At 60.9% G+C, this 18,416-nt stretch carries 17 protein-coding genes; 8 read left to right on the top strand and 9 right to left on the bottom strand.

All coding sequences use genetic code 11. The annotated features are described in order from the left end of the window. Positions 1-33: 33 nt before the first annotated feature. Together MKS85_RS15235 and MKS85_RS15230 are read right to left on the bottom strand one after the other, a co-directional pair. Positions 34-405, bottom strand: coding sequence for a YcfL family protein (locus tag MKS85_RS15235; RefSeq protein ID WP_047226110.1), 372 nt, complete (start codon positions 403-405; stop codon positions 34-36). An 18-nt stretch (positions 406-423) separates the two neighbouring features. Beyond that, complete coding sequence (locus tag MKS85_RS15230; RefSeq protein ID WP_188251432.1) at positions 424-1,821, bottom strand: COG3014 family protein; 1,398 nt, start codon at positions 1,819-1,821, stop codon at positions 424-426. A 311-nt stretch (positions 1,822-2,132) separates the two neighbouring features. On the opposite strand from MKS85_RS15230, the gene MKS85_RS15225 reads away from it, so the two are divergent. Further along, positions 2,133-4,031 carry an FTR1 family protein gene (locus MKS85_RS15225; protein WP_139048902.1) on the top strand — a complete coding sequence of 633 codons (1,899 nt, stop codon included), beginning with the start codon at positions 2,133-2,135 and terminating at the stop codon, positions 4,029-4,031. Positions 4,032-4,140: 109 nt separating this feature from the next. Next, positions 4,141-4,596 carry a YaiI/YqxD family protein gene (locus MKS85_RS15220; RefSeq protein ID WP_092395150.1) on the top strand — a complete coding sequence of 152 codons (456 nt, stop codon included), beginning with the start codon at positions 4,141-4,143 and terminating at the stop codon, positions 4,594-4,596. 120 nt (positions 4,597-4,716) lie between these two features. Here MKS85_RS15220 and elbB read toward each other — a convergent pair whose 3' ends face one another. After that, positions 4,717-5,385: an isoprenoid biosynthesis glyoxalase ElbB gene (gene elbB, locus MKS85_RS15215; protein WP_047226106.1), complete on the bottom strand. Its 669-nt coding sequence runs from the start codon at positions 5,383-5,385 to the stop codon at positions 4,717-4,719. 123 nt (positions 5,386-5,508) lie between these two features. Here elbB and MKS85_RS15210 point away from each other — a divergent pair, with 123 nt between their 5' ends. After that, on the top strand, positions 5,509-6,744 hold the full coding sequence (locus tag MKS85_RS15210) for a sterol desaturase family protein (protein WP_047226105.1): 1,236 nt from the start codon (positions 5,509-5,511) through the stop codon (positions 6,742-6,744). Here the strand turns inward: MKS85_RS15210 and MKS85_RS15205 are convergent. Next, on the bottom strand, positions 6,725-7,348 hold the full coding sequence (locus MKS85_RS15205; RefSeq protein ID WP_047226104.1) for a DedA family protein: 624 nt from the start codon (positions 7,346-7,348) through the stop codon (positions 6,725-6,727). The genes MKS85_RS15210 and MKS85_RS15205 overlap by 20 nt on opposite strands. A 205-nt stretch (positions 7,349-7,553) precedes the next feature. Between MKS85_RS15205 and hemB the strand changes: the two genes are divergently transcribed. Both hemB and ppk1 read left to right on the top strand, forming a co-directional pair. After that, a complete protein-coding gene (gene hemB, locus MKS85_RS15200) occupies positions 7,554-8,567 on the top strand; it encodes a porphobilinogen synthase (RefSeq protein WP_047226103.1) in 1,014 nt (337 codons plus the stop codon). 17 nt (positions 8,568-8,584) lie between these two features. Further along, a complete protein-coding gene (gene ppk1 / locus MKS85_RS15195; protein ID WP_076383067.1) occupies positions 8,585-10,807 on the top strand; it encodes a polyphosphate kinase 1 in 2,223 nt (740 codons plus the stop codon). A 144-nt stretch (positions 10,808-10,951) separates the two neighbouring features. Here the strand turns inward: ppk1 and ppx are convergent, their stop codons facing one another. From ppx to MKS85_RS15170, 5 genes are all read right to left on the bottom strand, one after another. Further along, entirely contained in the window at positions 10,952-12,454 is a 1,503-nt protein-coding gene (gene ppx / locus MKS85_RS15190; RefSeq protein ID WP_139048905.1) for an exopolyphosphatase, read from the bottom strand. Between the two features lie 177 nt (positions 12,455-12,631). Then, entirely contained in the window at positions 12,632-13,369 is a 738-nt protein-coding gene (locus MKS85_RS15185) for an amino acid ABC transporter ATP-binding protein (protein WP_188251431.1), read from the bottom strand. Continuing rightward, positions 13,356-14,006 (bottom strand): amino acid ABC transporter permease, encoded by a 651-nt coding sequence (locus MKS85_RS15180; protein WP_188251430.1) that lies wholly within the window; start codon positions 14,004-14,006, stop codon positions 13,356-13,358. Before MKS85_RS15180 ends, MKS85_RS15185 begins: the two co-directional genes overlap by 14 nt. Next, positions 14,003-14,671 (bottom strand): amino acid ABC transporter permease, encoded by a 669-nt coding sequence (locus MKS85_RS15175; RefSeq protein ID WP_047226098.1) that lies wholly within the window; start codon positions 14,669-14,671, stop codon positions 14,003-14,005. The genes MKS85_RS15180 and MKS85_RS15175 overlap by 4 nt, the downstream gene beginning before the upstream one ends. Before the next feature lie 21 nt (positions 14,672-14,692). Continuing rightward, positions 14,693-15,478, bottom strand: coding sequence for a transporter substrate-binding domain-containing protein (locus tag MKS85_RS15170; RefSeq protein ID WP_139048906.1), 786 nt, complete (start codon positions 15,476-15,478; stop codon positions 14,693-14,695). Positions 15,479-15,731: 253 nt separating this feature from the next. Between MKS85_RS15170 and MKS85_RS15165 the strand changes: the two genes are divergently transcribed. From MKS85_RS15165 to rho, 3 genes are all read left to right on the top strand, one after another. Then, positions 15,732-16,439: a FadR/GntR family transcriptional regulator gene (locus MKS85_RS15165; protein ID WP_047226096.1), complete on the top strand. Its 708-nt coding sequence runs from the start codon at positions 15,732-15,734 to the stop codon at positions 16,437-16,439. 120 nt (positions 16,440-16,559) lie between these two features. Then, entirely contained in the window at positions 16,560-16,889 is a 330-nt protein-coding gene (gene trxA, locus MKS85_RS15160; RefSeq protein WP_047226095.1) for a thioredoxin TrxA, read from the top strand. Positions 16,890-17,131: 242 nt separating this feature from the next. Next, the gene (gene rho / locus MKS85_RS15155) at positions 17,132-18,391 is read left to right on the top strand and encodes a transcription termination factor Rho (RefSeq protein WP_025216061.1); all 1,260 of its coding nucleotides are present in this window, start codon (positions 17,132-17,134) and stop codon (positions 18,389-18,391) included. The last annotated feature ends 25 nt before the right edge of the window (positions 18,392-18,416 follow it).

The following is an 18,416-nucleotide window of genomic DNA, read 5'->3' as shown; positions in this document are numbered from 1 at the left end:
TCGCTAGCAAGCTCGCTCCCACAGGTGTGTGGCTCAAGGCGTATTGATTTCCAATCGGAAATCCACAGCCTTGGGGGTCGGTGCGATAGCCGGCAGGAAACTGGTTTGTTCGCCGTACAGCGTCAGGCTTTTCCAGGTTTCTTCCTCGGCAACCGGAAAGCCTTCCGGTCCCAACCAGGCAAAGCGGTAGTACATCGTCTTGTTGTTGAAGCTGGTGTTGCTCAACTGCACATTGACGGTCAGGTAGCCGTTTTCCCGGGCCACGCGCATGGCGCCGACCACGATGTTTTTCTGCTTGCCCATGGCCACGACTTTGCTGGCGGCGCTGCCCGGCTCCGGCGGCGCAGGGGTGGCGCAACCGGCCAGCAAGGCCAGGACACCGAGGGTGATCAGTTTTAAACGCATTTGAACAAGACTCCGTTCTTAAGGTTGCTTGATGCTGGCGACGGCGGTCGGGTTGGTGCTCGGGATCACCTGGGCGGCCAGGCCACCGGCGAAGACCTGATTGCCCACCGCCCGCAGGCTGATGACCTGGTAACGCTGATCGACGGTGACCTTGACCACCGAACCGCCCACCGCATTCGGCAAGGTGACCTGGTGTTCACCTTTTTTCAGGCGCAGACGCACCACTTGGGTGTAGTCCGGCAGGGTGCGCCAGGTCCGGGTGTCCGCGCCTTCCAGCACGGCCGAGGTCAGGCCCACCGCGAGGCCGGCCAGGGGATTGGTTTCGTTGATCTGTTTTTGCGCCACGCCACGGGTGATCGCGCGCACGGTTGTGCGCAGGATGATGCCGGGCATGTCGTCGCGCAGGGCGCGGCGGGACATTGCTGTGGTGCTGTTGAGCTGGGTCAGGTCCAGTTGACGACCGTCGACACCGATTTGAGTGAACGTGGCGGTGGAGGTGTCAGGCTTGATCAGGGGGAATGACAGTGGCGTGATCACCACATTGCCGCTGATGGGCAGGGGCAGGGGAATGCGGATCGAGTCCCGGGACGGCGCCAGGCCGCTCTGCACCACAATCAGGATGTCGCTTTCATCCTTCTTGCCAGCGGGCTTGTCGAGGTTGATCAATGCCTGCTCCAGCAACGGCGTATTCGGACGCAGTTCGGCGGCTTTGCGATAACCCGGAGCGGCCAGGTCTTTTTCGCCCAAGGCTTCATAGACGAACCCGGCCAGGTAATGGCTGAACGCACTCTGATAGCTGTTTTTCAGGCTGATCACTTCCGGCGCGTCGAGGCTGGCCACCGGGTAGCCCTGCAGGTCCTTGTACTCGGTCTTGACCCCTTGCTTCTCGGCGTCTTCCTCGCGCTTGAGGTATTCCTTGTCCCGCAGGTCGGCAATCACCGCTTCGCGCTCGTGGGTTTTCTTGATCTGCATCCGCGCGCCGTCGAAGTCGTTCACGGCCAGCTGGTTCAGGGCCATCTGCGTGGTCAGCATGACCTTTTCGTAGTCATAGCCTTCGTAGCGTCGAACTTTATCGTTGACCAGAAAGCTGCCGAACTGTGCCAGATATTTGCCTGTGTCGAGCTTGACTGCATCTTCCCACTGACCCACCTGCTGATCGGCGCTGGACCAGGCAGCCTGACTGCCGGGCAGGTCGCCCTTGGCGCGCAACAGTTCGCCTTTTTCGAAGAAATACAGCAGGTCTTTGTCTTGGCTGGTGTTGTTCTTCTCCAGCAGGGTCAACGCCGCGTCGACGTTGCCGGAAGCCAGTTGCTGATTGGTCTGGGCCAATTCGCTGTCGTAGTTGCGAAACGCAGAGCAGCCAGACAACAAGGTGATCGCGCCGAGGGCGATCGAAAGAGCGGCACGGGATGCCATGAATACTTCTTCCCTGAGGTATCAGCCGGGGGTGCGGGTCGGGCTGGGACGATCCACGGACGAGCGCCGGGCGCTGTCGGTTCCTCATAACCGGAGGAGCTTTTATGCCTTCGGACAATAAGAGGGCGGCGGGATTATAAACATGGCCGTTGGCTATGTAATGGCTTTTTAATCTCGTAATGCAGTTTTTGTGACATCACATCCAAGCGTGAAGATCCGATGAAATCTGCTTCAGAAACACATCAACCCTTGAGTCAAGGTCATTGGAAGTGAACAATGTGTTACTTCTTATTTCCATCTGAGAGTCATTCATGACTGCCCCGTACCGTTTTCTGGCCTGGCTAGCGCTGCCGTTGTTTGCGCTATGCAGCGCCAATCTATTGGCCGACACCCTGGAGGGCGCCCCCCAGGCGCTGCATTTACTGGATTACATCGGGGCGGATTATCCGGCGACGGTGCAGGCGGGCAAGGTTGTCGACGAGTCTGAATACCGCGAGCAACTGGAATTTACCCAGCGCCTGGAAGGGCTGATCGTTGCGCTGCCAGCCAAACCTGAAAAAGCAGAGCTGACACAAGGCGTCGGCGCCTTGCGCAGCGCCATCACCGCGCATCAGGACGGCGATGAGGTCGCCCGCCTGGCGCGGCAACTGGGGGCCAGACTGGCGGTGGCGTATGAGGTCAGTCAGGCGCCGGTGATCACCCCGGACCCGGCCCGCGGTGCGCCGCTGTATGCGCAAAATTGCTCGGTGTGCCACGGTGACAGCGGGGCGGGCGACGGTCCTGCCGGTGTCGGCCTGGAGCCTGCACCCGCCAACCTGCGCGATGGGGCGCGCCTGGATCATCTGAGTCTCTACGCGATCTACAACACGCTTGGCATGGGCGTCGAAGGCACTGACATGCCGGCCTTTGCCGATCAGCTCGACGACCGTCAGCGCTGGGACCTGGCGACGTACATCGCCAGCTTCAGCGCCGATCCGGCGGCCGCTAAAAGCGGACAGACCTTCAACCTCGCTGATCTGGCGCGCCAGACACCGGCCGAAATCCTCGCGGCGCAGGGCCCTGAAGCGGCAGCCACCTTTCGTGCCCAGCGTGCCCAGCCGCCACAAGTGCAGCGTGGCCCGGCGCAGTTGCTCGACTACACCGCCACCACCCTGGACAAGAGCATCGCGGCGTATCGCGCCGGTGATCACGACCAAGCCTATGACTTGTCGGTAGCGGCTTACCTGGAAGGTTTCGAGCTGGTGGAAAGTTCGCTGGATAACGTCGATGCCAATGTGCGCAAGGACACTGAAAAAGCGCTGATGGCCTACCGTCAGTCGTTGCAGGATGGCTTGTCGGTCGAGCAGGCCGAGCAGCGCCTGGACGCGGCCAAGGCCAAGCTGACGGAGTCGGCGGATCTGCTGGGTGGCGACGGTTTGAGCTGGTCGCTGAGTTACATCTCGGGCTTGCTGATTCTGCTTCGCGAAGGGCTGGAAGCGATTCTGGTGCTGGCGGCGATCCTGGCGTTCCTGCGCAATACCGGCCAACAGTCCGCGGTTCGCAGCGTCAACGTCGGTTGGGGGCTGGCGCTGCTGGCTGGTCTGGCGACCTGGGGGCTGGCCGCTTATGTGATTGACGTCAGCGGCGCCCAGCGCGAATTGCTCGAAGGCGCAACGGCCTTGTTTGCCAGTGTGATGGTGCTGTGGCTGGGTGTGTGGATGCACGACCGACGTCACGCGGCGGCCTGGCAGGATTACATCAAGAGCAGTCTGGTGGGCGGCGGCGGACGTTTCGGTTTTGCGATCCTGGCGTTTTTCTCGGTCTATCGCGAGCTGTTCGAAGTGATCCTGTTCTACGAAACCCTGTGGCTGCAAGCCGGTCCCGCCGGGCATGATGCCGTGTTGGCTGGCGGCGCCACGGCGCTGGTGCTGTTGGTGGGGTTGGCCTGGGTGATTCTGCGCGGCTCGGCGAAACTGCCGCTGGCGTTGTTTTTCAGCATCAATGCCGGATTGCTCTGCGCGCTGTCGGTGGTTTTCGCCGGTCATGGCGTGAAGGCGCTGCAGGAAGCCGGGATCTTTGGCACCCGTCCGGTGGCGTTCTTCGATTTCGACTGGCTGGGCATTCATGCCGATGCTTATTCCTTGGCCGCCCAAGTGGTGGCGATCGTGGCCATTGTGGTGTTGTACGGGCGCAGTAGGGTGGCGGAGAAGCGTAGGGTCCAGGTTTCCTGAACAGCATTCGCTGCGCTCATAATCGCGGGCAAGCCTTGCTCCCACAGTCAGTATTCGCCTGTGGGAGCAAGGCTTGCCCGCGATGCTTCTAATTAGAGGAAACCACTCAATGCGTGTATGGATCGACGCCGACGCTTGTCCCAAGGCCGCGAAGGAGCTGGTGGTCAAGTTCGCCTTGAAACGCCGCTTCGAAGTGGTGCTGGTGGCCGGCCAACCGCAGATCAAGCCGGCCCTGGCCTGCGTGAAGCTGATCGTGGTGCCCAGCGGGCCTGACGCGGCGGACGATTACCTGGTGGAGCATGCCGTACCGGGTGAGCTGGTGATCTGCAGCGACGTACCGTTGGCTGACCGGCTGGTGAAGAAGGGGGTTGCGGCACTGGATCCGCGGGGCAAGGAGTTCGATGCGCAGAACATGGGCGACCGGCTGGCGGTGCGCAATCTGTTCACCGACTTGCGTGAGCAGGGCCACGTGGGTGGCGGTCCGGCAGCGTACAGCGAGCGGGACAAGCAAGGGTTCGCCAATGCGCTGGATCGGATACTGACGCGCTTGGCCCGAACTTCCTGAGTCTTGCTCGGACCTCTTGTGGGAGCGAGCCTGCTCGCGATGACGGTGTGTCAGCAAACAGATACATCAACTGAACTGACGCCATCGCGAGCAGGCTCGCTCCCACATTGAAGGGTGGTGTTACTCGTCATTCTCGTGAGTCAACTCCAGCACCCGGTCCACCAGTTTATTGATCCCCGAAGCCGCTTCGCTGATGTTCTGCGCCAGCATGTAGGCCGGCGTGCTGACCAGCTTGCGCGCAGTATCTTCGACGATATCGGTGACAGCGCAGTCTTCGTGGATGCCGCCCATTTTGGTGACGGCGGCGGCAGTGTCGGTATCTGTGCCAATGGTACAGGTCACCCCCGGACCATAGATTTTTGCCGCCAGGGCCGGGGAAATGCAGATCAGCCCCACCGGTTTTCCGGCCTCGGCAAAGGCTTCGGTCAGCGCCAGAACCTCAGGCTGGACGGTGCAGCCCGCGCCTTCGACGGCAAAGTTGGAGAGGTTCTTCGCCGCGCCGAAACCGCCAGGCACGATCAGCGCGTCGAAGTCCTCGACGTTGGCTTCGCGCAAATCCTTTACATTGCCCCGAGCGATCCGGGCGGACTCCACCAGCACGTTGCGGCTCTCGGGCATCTGCTCGCCGGTCAGGTGATTGATGACCTGCAACTGCGCGATGTCGGGGGCGAAACACTGCACCTGTGCGCCGCGCTGGTCGAGGCGCAGCAAGGTGATCACGCTTTCTTGGATCTCTGCACCGTCATACACGCCACAGCCGGAAAGGATCACTGCAACTTTTTTGCTCATGGGCTTTTCTCCAGATTCATGGCGTTAAATGTCCACTAATTTGTCACTCGTTGCCATAGGGTTATCGAGCAGCTACACCTAATCTGCCGACTATCTCCCTGCTTTGTCTGCTCGGGTTGCGTCATGAATTTCATTCTGTATGCCGTGCCGTTTTTCTTTGTGCTGATTGCCGTCGAGTTGCTGGCCGACCGCTGGCGGGGTGTGAGCCATTACCGCGTGGCAGACGCCATCAACAGCCTGAGCACCGGCGTGCTCTCCACCACGACCGGTTTGCTGACCAAGGGCGTGGGGTTGGTGACCTACGCGTTTGCCTTGGAACACCTGGCCGTTATCCACTTGTCTGCCGACCAGGCCTGGGTCTGGGTATTGGCCTTCGTGTTCTACGACTTCTGTTATTACTGGCTGCACCGCATGGGCCATGAGCGCAACATCCTCTGGGCGGCCCATTCGGTCCATCATCAGAGCGAGGACTACAACCTCTCCACGGCGTTGCGCCAGACCAGCACCGGGTTTGTGTTGAGCTGGATTTTCTACCTGCCGCTGGCGGTGGCCGGCGTGCCGCTGGTGGTGTTCGTCAGCGTGGCGGCGTTGAATCTGCTGTATCAGTTCTGGGTCCACACCCAACACATCCCCAAGCTCGGCTGGCTGGAGTGGTGTTTCGTTACGCCGTCCAATCATCGCGCCCACCATGCACAGAACCCTCTTTACATGGATCGCAATTACGGCGGGGTGTTCATTATTTGGGACCGTCTGTTTCGCACCTTTCAGGAAGAAGACGCTAACGAACCGGTGATTTTTGGCGTGACCACGCCGCTGGCGAGCTGGAATCCGTTGTGGGCCAACCTGCAGTTCTATGCGCAATTGTGGGCGGATGCGCGACGGGCAGAGCGCTGGCGAGACAAACTGCGGATCTGGTTTATGCCCACCGGTTGGCGTCCGGCGGATGTGGCGGCGCGGTACCCGCTGAACAAGCCGGACCTGAGTCAGTTCCGCAAATTCGAGGTGCCGCTGGACGGCCGCCAGCAGTGGTACGTGGCGTTGCAGTTCTGTACCTACATTGCGCTGGGCAGTTACTTGATGAACCTGGAGAACAGCCTGTCGGTTGCTGCCCTGGTGTTGGGTTGGGGCACGGTGGCGCTGGGTTTGTTTGTGTTGGGCGTGGCCCTGGAGAATCGCCCGTGGGCCCTGAGGCTGGAGCTGTTGCGGCTGGTCCTGAATTTACCACTGGTGTGGCTGGCGCCGCTGGTGGGGTTGTGGCCGGCCAGCCCCGTGGCCTGGGTTGGGTTGCTCAGCTACAGCCTGCTCAGTGGCATCGGGCTGTATTGCTGTCGCAGCCGGGTCACTCGGCTGGCGTCGTAGGCTCGTGGGTCCTGGCTTGCTCCAGCCGTTCGGCTTCGAGGACTTTCCTGGCCAGCCGTGCATTCTTGATACGTCGACGCAGCCACAGGCACAGCCCCAGCACCAGCAGGGCACCGAGTACCCACAACTCATATTTCTTGATGCTACCCAGCATGCCTTCGAGCACCGCGCCGAAGTGGTACGCGGCGGCGGCCAGGGCAGTGGCCCAGATCGCCGCGCCGATACCGTTGAGCAACAGATAGCGGCCCGGCGGATAGCCCGACAGCCCGATGGCCACCGGCATGACTGTGCGCAAGCCGTAGACGAAGCGAAAACTCAGGACCCAGATGTCTGGATGCCGGCGAATGTGCTCCAGCGCCCGATCGCCCATCAACTGCCAGCGAGGTTTTCGCGCCAGTAGCCTGCGGCCGTGCTTGCGCCCCATGAAGTACCACAACTGATCGCCCGCGTAGCTGCCGCAGAACGCCACCACCACCACCAGATTGATGTCCATGTAGCCACGGAACGCCAGGAAGCCTGCGAGCACGAGGATGGTTTCGCCTTCGAAGAACGTGCCGATAAACAAGGCCAGGTAGCCGAAGTCATGGAGAAATTGCTGGAGCATTGTCTGGGTGCTGGCGAAATGAACGCGCAGCCTAACCCTTCGGACACATTCAGGAAAGTATCGAGATGTGTCTCGACGTGAACATTTCCTGCAACGACAATGACTGCGACGACGGGACGCAGGTGCACATATCTGTCATCTGTTCGTCATAATGGCCGTCTATAACTGTCACGCTCGCCCGTCAGCGCGGGCTCAGGAGTCTGCCGTGAGCTTTACCCCCGCCAATCGTCTGTTCCCCGCTACCCGTCTGCGTCGCAATCGCCGTGATGAGTTCTCTCGTCGGCTGGTGCGTGAAAACGTGCTGACCACCGATGACCTGATCCTGCCGGTGTTCGTGCTGGACGGTGAGAACCGTCGCGAGGCCGTGGCATCGATGCCCGGGGTAGAGCGCCTGACCATCGACCTGTTGCTTGAAGAAGCTGCCAAGTGGGTCGAGCTGGGTATTCCGGCGCTGGCGCTGTTCCCGGTCACGCCTGCCGGGCTCAAGTCCCTGGACGCCGCCGAAGCCTGGAACCCCGATGGCATCGCCCAGCGCGCGACTCGGGCCCTGCGTGCCCGTTTCCCGGAACTGGGCGTGATCACCGACGTGGCGCTGGACCCGTTCACCACGCATGGGCAGGACGGCATTCTCGATGAAGAAGGCTATGTGCAGAATGACATTACCGTCGATGCACTGGTCAGGCAGGCGTTGTCTCACGCCGAGGCCGGTGCCCAGGTGGTGGCGCCGTCGGACATGATGGACGGTCGCATCCAGGCGATCCGTGAGGCGCTTGAAGTGGCCGGACATGTCAATGTGCGGATCATGGCCTACTCGGCCAAGTACGCCAGCGCCTATTACGGCCCGTTCCGTGATGCGGTCGGCTCGGCGCTGAATCTGGGCAAGGCCAACAAGGCCTCTTATCAGATGGACCCGGCCAACAGCGAGGAAGCCTTGCACGAAGTGGCGGCGGACTTGTCAGAAGGGGCTGATATGGTCATGGTCAAGCCGGGCATGCCTTACCTCGACATTCTTTGCCGGGTCAAAGACGAATTCAAAGTACCGACCTTTGTCTATCAGGTCAGCGGCGAGTACGCCATGCACATGGCGGCAATCCAGAACGGCTGGTTGGGCGAAGGAGTGATCCTTGAGTCCTTGACCGCTTTCAAACGTGCAGGAGCTGATGGCATCCTGACTTACTTTGCTGTGCGCGCCGCCCAATTGTTACGAGAGCAGAAATAGCCTCCCAGGAACTTGTGATGAATACCGAAGGACTCTCTGAAGTTGCCGTAAAAGACGCTCAGCCCGTGGTCGAGCAGGTCGCCGAAACACCGCCGGAGCATGAGGCCGTGCCTACGCCGCCGGTGGTGCCCGAGGCCCCCGTGGCCCCTGCGATTGTCATTCCCAACCTGGATGACAGCAGCCTGTACATCCATCGCGAGCTGTCGCAACTGCAGTTCAACATCCGCGTGCTGGAGCAGGCGCTGGACGAGTCCTACCCGCTGCTGGAACGGCTCAAGTTCCTGCTGATCTTTTCCAGCAACCTGGACGAGTTCTTCGAGATTCGCGTCGCCGGCCTGAAAAAGCAGATCACCTTCGCCCGTGAACAGGCCGGTGCCGACGGCCTGCAGCCGCACCAGGCTCTGGCCCGCATCAGCGAGCTGGTCCACGGCCACGTTGACCGCCAGTACGCGATTCTCAATGACATTCTGTTGCCCGAACTGGAAAAGCATCAGGTTCGCTTCATTCGTCGGCGCAACTGGAACACCAAGCTCAAGACTTGGGTGCGCCGCTATTTCCGCGACGAGATCGCCCCGATCATCACCCCGATCGGCCTCGACCCGACGCACCCGTTCCCGCTGCTGGTCAACAAGAGCCTGAACTTCATTGTCGAGCTTGAAGGCATCGACGCCTTCGGTCGCGATTCCGGCCTGGCGATCATCCCCGCGCCACGCTTGTTGCCGCGCATCATCCGCGTGCCGGAAGACGTCGGCGGGCCCGGTGACAATTATGTGTTCCTGTCGTCGATGATCCACGCTCACGCCGACGACCTGTTCCAGGGCATGAAGGTGAAGGGTTGCTACCAGTTCCGCCTGACCCGTAACGCCGACCTGTCGGTAGACACCGAAGACGTCGAAGACCTGGCCCGCGCCCTGCGCGGCGAGCTGTTCTCGCGCCGCTACGGTGATGCGGTGCGCCTGGAAGTGGCCGACACTTGCCCCAAACACCTGTCCGACTACCTGCTCAAGCAGTTCAACCTGCATGAGACCGAGCTGTATCAGGTCAACGGTCCGGTCAACCTGACCCGACTGTTCAGCATCACCGGTCTGGACAGCCATCCGGAACTGCAATATTTGCCGTTCACGCCGCAGATCCCGAAGTTGCTGCAAAACAGCGAAAACATTTTCAGCGTGATCAGCAAGCAGGACATTCTGCTGCTGCACCCGTTCGAGTCGTTCACGCCCGTGGTCGACCTGCTGCGCCAGGCGGCCAAGGATCCCCACGTATTGGCGGTGCGCCAGACCCTGTATCGCAGCGGCGCCAACTCGGAAATCGTCGACGCCTTGGTGGACGCGGCGCGTAACGGCAAAGAGGTCACGGCAGTGATCGAATTGCGGGCGCGCTTCGATGAAGAGTCCAACCTGCAACTGGCCAGTCGTCTGCAAGCGGCCGGTGCGGTGGTGATTTATGGTGTGGTCGGCTTCAAGACCCACGCCAAGATGATGCTGATCCTGCGGCGCGAGGCCGGCGAGATCGTGCGTTACGCCCACCTGGGCACCGGCAACTATCACGCCGCCAACGCCCGTCTGTACACCGACTACAGTCTGCTGACCTCCGACGATGCCTTGTGCGAAGACGTCGGCAAGCTGTTCAGTCAGTTGATCGGCATGGGCAAGACCCTGCGCATGAAAAAACTGCTGCACGCGCCGTTCACCTTGAAAAAGGGCATGCTCGACATGATTGCCCGGGAGACGCAGTTCGCCCTGGACGGCAAGCCGGCGCACATCATCGCCAAATTCAACTCGCTGACCGATCCGAAGATCATCCGCGCGTTGTACAAGGCCAGCCAGTCGGGCGTGCGCATCGACCTGGTGGTGCGCGGCATGTGCTGCCTGCGGCCGGGTATCCCGGGGGTTTCCCACAACATCCATGTACGCTCGATCATCGGCCGCTTCCTGGAACATACCCGGGTGTTCTACTTCCTCAACGGTGGGGAGGAGCAGATGTTCCTGTCCAGCGCCGACTGGATGGAGCGCAACCTCGACAAGCGCGTCGAGACCTGCTTCCCGGTGGAAGGCAAGAAGCTGATCCTGCGGGTCAAGAAGGAGCTGGAAAGCTACCTCACCGACAACACCCACAGCTGGAGCCTGCAATCGGACGGTCGCTATATCCGCAACACGCCGACCGGCAACCAGAATGCCCGCAGCGCCCAGGCGACATTGCTGGAGCGCTTGGGCAGCCCATTGCTGACGGTTCGTTAAGAGGTAGAGGCAGGCTTAGCTTTTGTGGCGAGGGAGCTTGCTCCCGCTGGGCTGCAAAGCGGCCCTGAATTCTTGGGAGGGCTTCGCCCTCCAGCGGGAGCAAGCTCCCTCGCCACAGGGATTGCAGCTCACTCCAGTGAGCAATCAGTGGATGTTCAGCACGATCCCGACTCGGGTAAGCCATTCAGCTTCCTGGGCGAAGTCGGCCTGGGTCAGTTGGTTCTCCTCCAGCCAGCCCTCGGGAAACAGCACATCCAGTTGAGCTCCGTCGGCGCGCAGGACCACCTGAGGCATCTGCTGGGTACCGCGGATGTGGTGGAACAGGATCGCAAAGCGCAGCAGCACGCACAGACGAATCAGTTTGATGCCGTCATTGCCGAACTCGGCGAATTTATCCCTGGGAATATTGCGCCGGTGGCCACGTACCAATAGCGCGAGCATCTGCTGGTCTTCGCGGGAGAAGCCTGCCAGGTCCGAATGCTCGATCAGGTAGGCGCCGTGTTTGTGGTAGTGATAGTGGGCGATGTCCAGGCCCACCTCATGCACCTTGGCGGCCCAGCCCAGCAATTCGCGCCAGACCCCGTCGTTCAGATCCCAGTCGTCGGCCACCTGGTCGAAGGCGTGCAGCGCTTTGCGTTCGACCCGTGCGGCCTGTTCCTGATCGACGTGGTAACGCTCCATGAGCGAGCCCAGGGTGCGCTCACGGACGTCTTCATGGTGATGGCGCCCGAGTAGGTCATAGAGCACGCCTTCGCGCAGGGCACCCTCGCAGTGGTCCATGCGTTGCAGTTCGAGGGCGTCGAAAATCGCTTCGAGGATCGCCAGGCCCGCCGGGAAAATCGCCCGGCGGTCAGGCTTGATGCCTTCGAAATCGATCTTGTCCGAGTCGCCGAGCTTGAACAGCCTGCGCTTGAGCCAGGCCAGGCCTTCAGCGTTGACCTCGCCAGTGCCATGGCCGCCGGCCTTGAGGGCCAGGCCAATGGCGCGAATGGTGCCCGAGGAGCCAATGGCTTCATCCCAGGTCAGGCGGTGCAGGGCATGTTCGATGCTCATGATTTCCAGGCGAGCCGCCGTATAGGCCTGGGCGTAGCGCGCCGGGGTGATCTTGCCGTCGCGGAAATAACGCTGGGTGTAGCTGACGCAACCCATTTGCAGGCTTTCGCGCAGCAGCGGCTCGAAGCGCTGGCCAATGATGAATTCGGTACTGCCGCCACCGATGTCCGCCACTAGGCGTTTGCCCGGTGTGTCTGCCAGCGTATGGGAGACACCGAGGTAAATCAGACGGGCTTCTTCACGCCCGGAAATGACTTCCACCGGATGGCCGAGGATCTCTTCGGCGCGGTGGATGAATTCGCCGCGGTTGCGCGCCTCGCGCAATGCGTTGGTGCCCACGATCCGTACCGCGCCCAGGGGCATGCCGTTGATCAGTTGGGCGAACCGCTTGAGGCAATCGAGCCCGCGCTGGATGGATTCTTCGCTCAGCTGGCGCTCTTCGTCGATGCCGGCGGCCAGTTGGACCTTCTCGCCGAGCCGCTCAAGAATTCGGATTTCCCCGTTCTGGGCCTTGGCGACGACCATGTGGAAGCTGTTGGAGCCCAGGTCTATGGCTGCGATCAGGGACAGATTCTTGGCTTGGGATGGCGGCATGGTCAAAAAGTCTCGGTCGATAACCTTGCCATCCTGCCACGATCAACCGCTTACGCCAACGCAAAGGCGATCGCTTCGCGTCAATCGCGAGCAGGCTCGCTCCCACAAGTGACCGAGTCGCGATCAAAGTGGGAGCGAGCCTGCTCGCGATGAGGCCAGAAACGGCGCAGCAGAACCTCAGGTCGCCGACTCGACCGTCCCGATAAAATTCGCCAGTTCCACCGTCTGCGGATCGGCGAACAGCACCTTGGGGTCCCCCGTCTCATGCACCTTGCCCTGGTGCATGAACACCAGCTTGTCCCCTACTTCACGGGCGAAGCGCATCTCGTGGGTGACCATGATCAGGGTCATGCCGTCCTTGGCCAGCTGTCGCACCACGCCGAGCACTTCATTGACCAGTTCCGGGTCCAGGGCGGAGGTGATTTCGTCGCACAGCAGGACTTTTGGCGACATCGCCAGGGCGCGGGCGATGGCGACCCTCTGTTGCTGGCCGCCGGACAGGCGGTCCGGAAAGGCGTCGAATTTCTCCCCGAGTCCGACTCGCTCCAGCATCTGGCGTGCCAATTCAGCCGCTTTGGCCTTGGGTACTTTTTGAACAACCTGCGGCGCGAGCATCACGTTCTCACCGACGGTCAGGTGCGGGAACAGGTTGAATTGCTGGAACACCATCCCGACTTTCTGCCGCAGGCTGCGCAGATCGGCGCGACCGGCGTCGAGGTATTCACCGTCGACTTCAATCACGCCGTCGTTGATCGACTCCAAACCATTGAGGGTGCGCAACAGGGTGGATTTGCCCGAACCGCTGCGACCGATGATCGCCACGACCTGGCCTTCCTCGACGCTCAGGTCGATGCCTTTAAGCACGTGGTGATCGCCGTAGTATTTATGCAGGGCGGAAATTCTAAGCAGAGGCATGCAGTCTCCTTTCCAGGTAGCGCGCACTGAGGGACAAGGGGTAGCAAAGCAGGAAGTAACCGAGGGCCACCAGGCCGTACACCATGAACGGCTCGAACGTGGCGTTGGCGAGCATGCCGCCGGTCTTGGTCAGTTCGGTAAAGCCAATGATCGAGGTCACTGCCGTGCCCTTGACCACTTGCACCGAAAACCCCACGGTCGGCGCCACGGCGATGCGCAAGGCCTGGGGCAGGATCACGTAGCGCAACTGCTCCAGCGGGTTGAGGGCCAGGCTCGCCGAGGCTTCCCACTGGCCGTTGGGAATCGCGTCGACGCAGCCGCGCCAGATCTCCGCCAGATAGGCACTGGTAAACAGCGTCAAGGCAATCGCCGCCGCCATCCACGGCGAGATTTCCACCCCGGCCAGGGCTACGCCGAAGAACACCAGGAACAGCTGCATCAACAGCGGTGTGCCCTGGAACAGCTCAATGTAGGTGCGAGCAATATTGCGGGGCAGGGCGCTTTTGGAAATGCGCAGCACCATCACCAGCAAGCCGATCACGCCGCCCCCGATAAACGCCACCAGCGACAATGCCAGGGTCCATTGCAGGCCCGTGAGCAGGTTGCGCACCACGTCCCAGAAAGTGAAATCGCTCATTGGCTGCTCCTGGCAATGTAGCGGCGCCCCACCCAGTTCAGGAACTGGCGGATCAACAGCGCCATGCACAAGTAGATCAGCGTGGTCAGTGCATAGGTTTCGAACGCGCGGAAATTACGGGACTGAATGAAGTTGGCGGCAAAGCTCAGCTCTTCAGTGGCGATCTGCGAGCAGACCGCCGAGCCGAGCATCACGATGATGATCTGGCTGCTCAGGGCCGGCCAGACCTTGCCCAGCGCCGGCAGCAGCACCACATGACGAAAGGCTTCGAAACGGCTCATTGCCAGAGCCGCGGCGGCTTCCAGCTGCCCACGCGGAATGGCCTGGATGCCGGCGCGGATGATCTCGGTGGAGTAGGCGCCGAGGTTGATCACCATTGCCAGTACCGCTGCCTGCCATTCGGATATCTGCAAGCCCAGGGACGGCAGGCCGAAGAAAATGAAAAACAGCTGCACCAGGAATGGCGTGTTGCGGATCAGCTCCACGTACACGCCGAAGATCGCCGAGAACGGACGAATATGCCACGCCCGCACCACGGCACCGACGATGCCCAGGCCAACCCCGAGCAGCGCGCCGATGGCCGTCAACTCCAAGGTGAACAAGGCACCGCGCAACAGCAGCTCGGTGTTCTGCACCACCGGCATAAAATCGAACTGATAAGCCATGCTCAACCTCTCAGGCGACGGTCAGAGATCGGCCGGCAGCGGCTGCTTGAGCCAGGTCTGGGAGTTTTTCTCCAGGCTGCCATCGGTCTTGGCAGTGGCCAGGATCTGGTTGACCTTGTCCAGCAGCGCCGGCTCGTTCTTGTTCACGCCCACATACACTGGCGAATCCTTGAGTTTTACTTTCAGCGCCGGGACGCGCTTGGGGTTGCGTTCGCTGATCGCGACCATCACCACGTTGCCGCTGGCGATCAGGTCCACCTGACCGGCCAGGTAGGCGGCGATGGTCGAGTTGTTGTCTTCAAAGCGTTTGATCGTGGCGCCTTGGGGAGCGACCTTGGTCAGCTCGATGTCTTCGATGGCGCCGCGGGTGACGCTGATGGTCTTGCCCTTGAGATCGTCCAGGCCATTGATGGCGGCCTCGGGCGGGCCGAATACCGCGAGGTAGAACGGCGCGTAGGCGCTGGAGAAGTCGATGACTTTTTCACGCTCGGGGTTCTTGCCCAGGCTGGAGATCACCAGGTCAACCTTGCCGGTGGTCAGGAACGGAATGCGGTTGGTGCTGTTGACGGGGGTCAGTTCAAGCTTGACCTTGAGCTGATCGGCCAGCAGTTTCGCGGTGTCGATGTCCAGGCCGCGCGGCTTCATGTCCGGGCCAACCGAGCCGAACGGCGGGAAGTCCTGGGGGACTGCGACTTTGAGGGTGCCACGCTTGACCACGTCTTCCAGGCCGTCCGCTTGAGCGGGCAGATGAGTGAGCATCAGGCTGGCGAACAGGGCGGTAAGCAGGGCGCTGTAACGCTTGATCATGGCGAATCTCCGCATCGGTGATGTGATTTCTGCGTTCGGACAGAGCACAGGCCATGCCAAGCTGGTTTTTAATCTGCCAAAGCCACGGTTTTACTGGTGGGATGAGGTCTTACTGGTCTGAACAGTTGCGCCGCGTTTCGCACCGTTATCGAGCGTTGGTATTTGCCGCCGAACCCAAGTGGAGCACGACTTGCCGGGCGCGGCGTTTAGCTTTACAACTGGTCGCTCACTGGCCCGGTTCGTCTGAAAAACCATGAATTCCATCTCTCGCGCAGTGCCCGAAGTGGCGCTGCAAGCCATCCGTAAACTGATCGTCGATGAAGGCTTCGCTCCCGGGGATGCGCTGCCGTCGCAACGGGACCTGGCGTTGCAACTGGGGGTGAGTCGCGCCTCGCTGCGTGAAGCGCTTTCATCGTTGAGTGCGCTGGGCGTCATCAGCGTACAGCCGGGCAAGGGTGTGTTCGTGCAGTCGTCGGTGGAGGTTTCGCGCAGCGAACTGGCCCCGGGCTGGCCGTTCGCGGCCCAGGCTTCGCCGGTGGATATCTTCCAGTTGCGTTATGCCCTGGAGGGTTTCGCGGCCGGGTTGGCGGCGGTGACGTTGAGCGCCGATGAACTCGACACATTGGAGGACAACGTCGAGGCCATGCGTCGGGAGCTCAAGGCAGGGGATTTCGACGCAGCGGCGCGGCTGGATTTCGAGTTCCATCGGCGCATCCTGCAGGCCAGCGGCAACCAGGCGATGCTGAGTATTCTCACCGCCAGCGCCGACATCTTCCTGGAGAGCCAGAAACTGCCGTTCATCAGGGCGGAGCGGGCGATGGAGACCTGGCAGGAGCATCGCAAGATCCTTCGGGCCCTGGCCCGTCGCGCTTCGGGTGGCGCGCAAAAAGCCATGCAGGAACACGTACGTAACGCCGCACTGCGCACCGGAATTTCCTTCGTGGCCCCGGCTGCCCCATGACGGGCGTCATACCCAAATACATCGGACACCATAGCGAGACTCAATCAACTGCGGCTTCCTGAACCCGGTAAGGGCAGCTATGATGGGCCACGTTTTTTTGCTGACAATCCCGGAGATTCCATGAGCAGCGATCTGATCAAACATGTTAGCGACGCTAGCTTCGAGGCTGACGTACTCAAGGCCGAAGGCGCGGTACTGGTCGACTATTGGGCTGAGTGGTGCGGTCCATGCAAAATGATCGCCCCGGTCCTGGACGAAATCGCTGACACCTACGCTGGCAAGCTGACCATTGCCAAGCTCAATATCGACGAGAATCAGGAAACCCCGCCCAAGTATGGCGTGCGTGGTATCCCGACGCTGATGCTGTTCAAGAACGGTAATGTCGAAGCCACCAAGGTTGGCGCACTGTCGAAGTCGCAACTGGCTGCTTTCATCGACGCCAACATCTAAGCGCCGAATGCTGTTGAAAAAGCCCCGCTAATCGCGGGGCTTTTTTCGTTACTCGGGGCTAGACGCTCGCAAACTCAGGTGTTACATTCGGCCCCGCACTGGTTTCTCCTTTGCCCCCTGCAAGCCGTCGCCGACGCACTCCTTTCGAATAAGTACGCGATCCTGTCGCCTTCTCCGCGGCGCGGCCTCATTAAGCCAAAAGCTTAATTTCCCCCCTCCATAAATGATTACGTCATTCCTATATGAATCTGACTGAACTCAAGCAAAAGCCGATTACCGAACTGCTCGAATTGGCCGAACAGATGGGCATAGAAAATATGGCCCGTTCGCGCAAGCAGGACGTGATTTTCTCCCTGCTCAAAAAGCACGCGAAAAGCGGCGAGGAAATCTCCGGTGATGGCGTGCTGGAGATTCTCCAGGACGGCTTCGGCTTTCTCCGCTCCGCAGACGCTTCCTATCTTGCCGGCCCAGACGATATCTACGTCTCGCCGAGCCAGATCCGTCGTTTCAACTTGCGCACCGGTGACACCATCGTTGGCAAGATCCGCCCTCCGAAGGAAGGCGAGCGTTACTTCGCGCTGCTCAAGGTCGACACGATCAACTTCGATCGTCCGGAAAACGCGAAGAACAAGATTCTCTTCGAGAACCTGACCCCGCTGTTCCCGACCGTGCGCATGAAGATGGAAGCCGGTAACGGTTCCACTGAAGACCTCACCGGCCGGGTCATCGACCTGTGCGCACCTATCGGCAAGGGCCAGCGCGGTCTGATCGTGGCGCCGCCGAAAGCGGGCAAGACGATCATGCTGCAGAACATCGCGGCCAATATCGCTCGTAACAACCCTGAAGTTCATCTGATCGTGCTGCTGATCGACGAGCGTCCGGAAGAAGTGACCGAGATGCAGCGCACCGTGCGCGGCGAAGTGGTTGCCTCGACGTTCGACGAGCCGCCGACCCGCCACGTGCAGGTTGCCGAAATGGTGATCGAGAAGGCCAAGCGCCTGGTCGAACACAAGAAAGACGTGGTGATCCTGCTGGACTCCATCACCCGCCTGGCCCGTGCCTACAACACCGTGATCCCGAGCTCCGGCAAGGTGCTGACCGGTGGTGTCGATGCCCACGCCCTGGAGAAACCGAAACGTTTCTTCGGCGCCGCGCGCAACATCGAAGAAGGCGGCTCGCTGACCATCATCGCCACCGCGCTGGTTGAAACCGGCTCGAAGATGGACGAAGTGATCTACGAGGAATTCAAAGGCACCGGTAACATGGAACTGCCTCTGGATCGCAAGATCGCTGAAAAGCGCGTCTTCCCGGCCATTAATATCAACCGTTCCGGCACCCGCCGCGAAGAGTTGCTGACCGCCGACGACGAGCTGCAGCGTATGTGGATCCTGCGCAAGCTCCTGCATCCTATGGATGAAGTCGCTGCCATCGAGTTTTTGGTCGATAAGTTGAAGCAGACCAAGACCAACGATGAGTTCTTCCTGTCGATGAAACGCAAGTAATCGATCAGGCAGGGCAGCAAAGCCG

This window comes from Pseudomonas sp. JL2, assembly GCF_031570495.1.
GTDB lineage: Bacteria > Pseudomonadota > Gammaproteobacteria > Pseudomonadales > Pseudomonadaceae > Aquipseudomonas > Aquipseudomonas rhizophila.
This window is presented reverse-complemented; position numbering and strand designations above follow the sequence as displayed.

What these genes read in the sequence shown, in the direction of transcription:
- MKS85_RS15165 (WP_047226096.1), top strand. Translation starts at nt 15,732, where the DNA reads ATGAATTCCATCTCTCGCGCAGTGCCCGAAGTGGCGCTGCAAGCCATC.
- MKS85_RS15180 (WP_188251430.1), bottom strand. Translation starts at nt 14,006, where the DNA reads ATGAGCGATTTCACTTTCTGGGACGTGGTGCGCAACCTGCTCACGGGC.
- MKS85_RS15185 (WP_188251431.1), bottom strand. Translation starts at nt 13,369, where the DNA reads ATGCCTCTGCTTAGAATTTCCGCCCTGCATAAATACTACGGCGATCAC.
- MKS85_RS15175 (WP_047226098.1), bottom strand. Translation starts at nt 14,671, where the DNA reads ATGGCTTATCAGTTCGATTTTATGCCGGTGGTGCAGAACACCGAGCTG.
- MKS85_RS15210 (WP_047226105.1), top strand. Translation starts at nt 5,509, where the DNA reads ATGAATTTCATTCTGTATGCCGTGCCGTTTTTCTTTGTGCTGATTGCC.
- MKS85_RS15170 (WP_139048906.1), bottom strand. Translation starts at nt 15,478, where the DNA reads ATGATCAAGCGTTACAGCGCCCTGCTTACCGCCCTGTTCGCCAGCCTG.
- ppk1 (WP_076383067.1), top strand. Translation starts at nt 8,585, where the DNA reads ATGAATACCGAAGGACTCTCTGAAGTTGCCGTAAAAGACGCTCAGCCC.
- MKS85_RS15235 (WP_047226110.1), bottom strand. Translation starts at nt 405, where the DNA reads ATGCGTTTAAAACTGATCACCCTCGGTGTCCTGGCCTTGCTGGCCGGT.
- rho (WP_025216061.1), top strand. Translation starts at nt 17,132, where the DNA reads ATGAATCTGACTGAACTCAAGCAAAAGCCGATTACCGAACTGCTCGAA.
- MKS85_RS15230 (WP_188251432.1), bottom strand. Translation starts at nt 1,821, where the DNA reads ATGGCATCCCGTGCCGCTCTTTCGATCGCCCTCGGCGCGATCACCTTG.
- MKS85_RS15225 (WP_139048902.1), top strand. Translation starts at nt 2,133, where the DNA reads ATGACTGCCCCGTACCGTTTTCTGGCCTGGCTAGCGCTGCCGTTGTTT.
- elbB (WP_047226106.1), bottom strand. Translation starts at nt 5,385, where the DNA reads ATGAGCAAAAAAGTTGCAGTGATCCTTTCCGGCTGTGGCGTGTATGAC.
- ppx (WP_139048905.1), bottom strand. Translation starts at nt 12,454, where the DNA reads ATGCCGCCATCCCAAGCCAAGAATCTGTCCCTGATCGCAGCCATAGAC.
- trxA (WP_047226095.1), top strand. Translation starts at nt 16,560, where the DNA reads ATGAGCAGCGATCTGATCAAACATGTTAGCGACGCTAGCTTCGAGGCT.
- MKS85_RS15220 (WP_092395150.1), top strand. Translation starts at nt 4,141, where the DNA reads ATGCGTGTATGGATCGACGCCGACGCTTGTCCCAAGGCCGCGAAGGAG.
- MKS85_RS15205 (WP_047226104.1), bottom strand. Translation starts at nt 7,348, where the DNA reads ATGCTCCAGCAATTTCTCCATGACTTCGGCTACCTGGCCTTGTTTATC.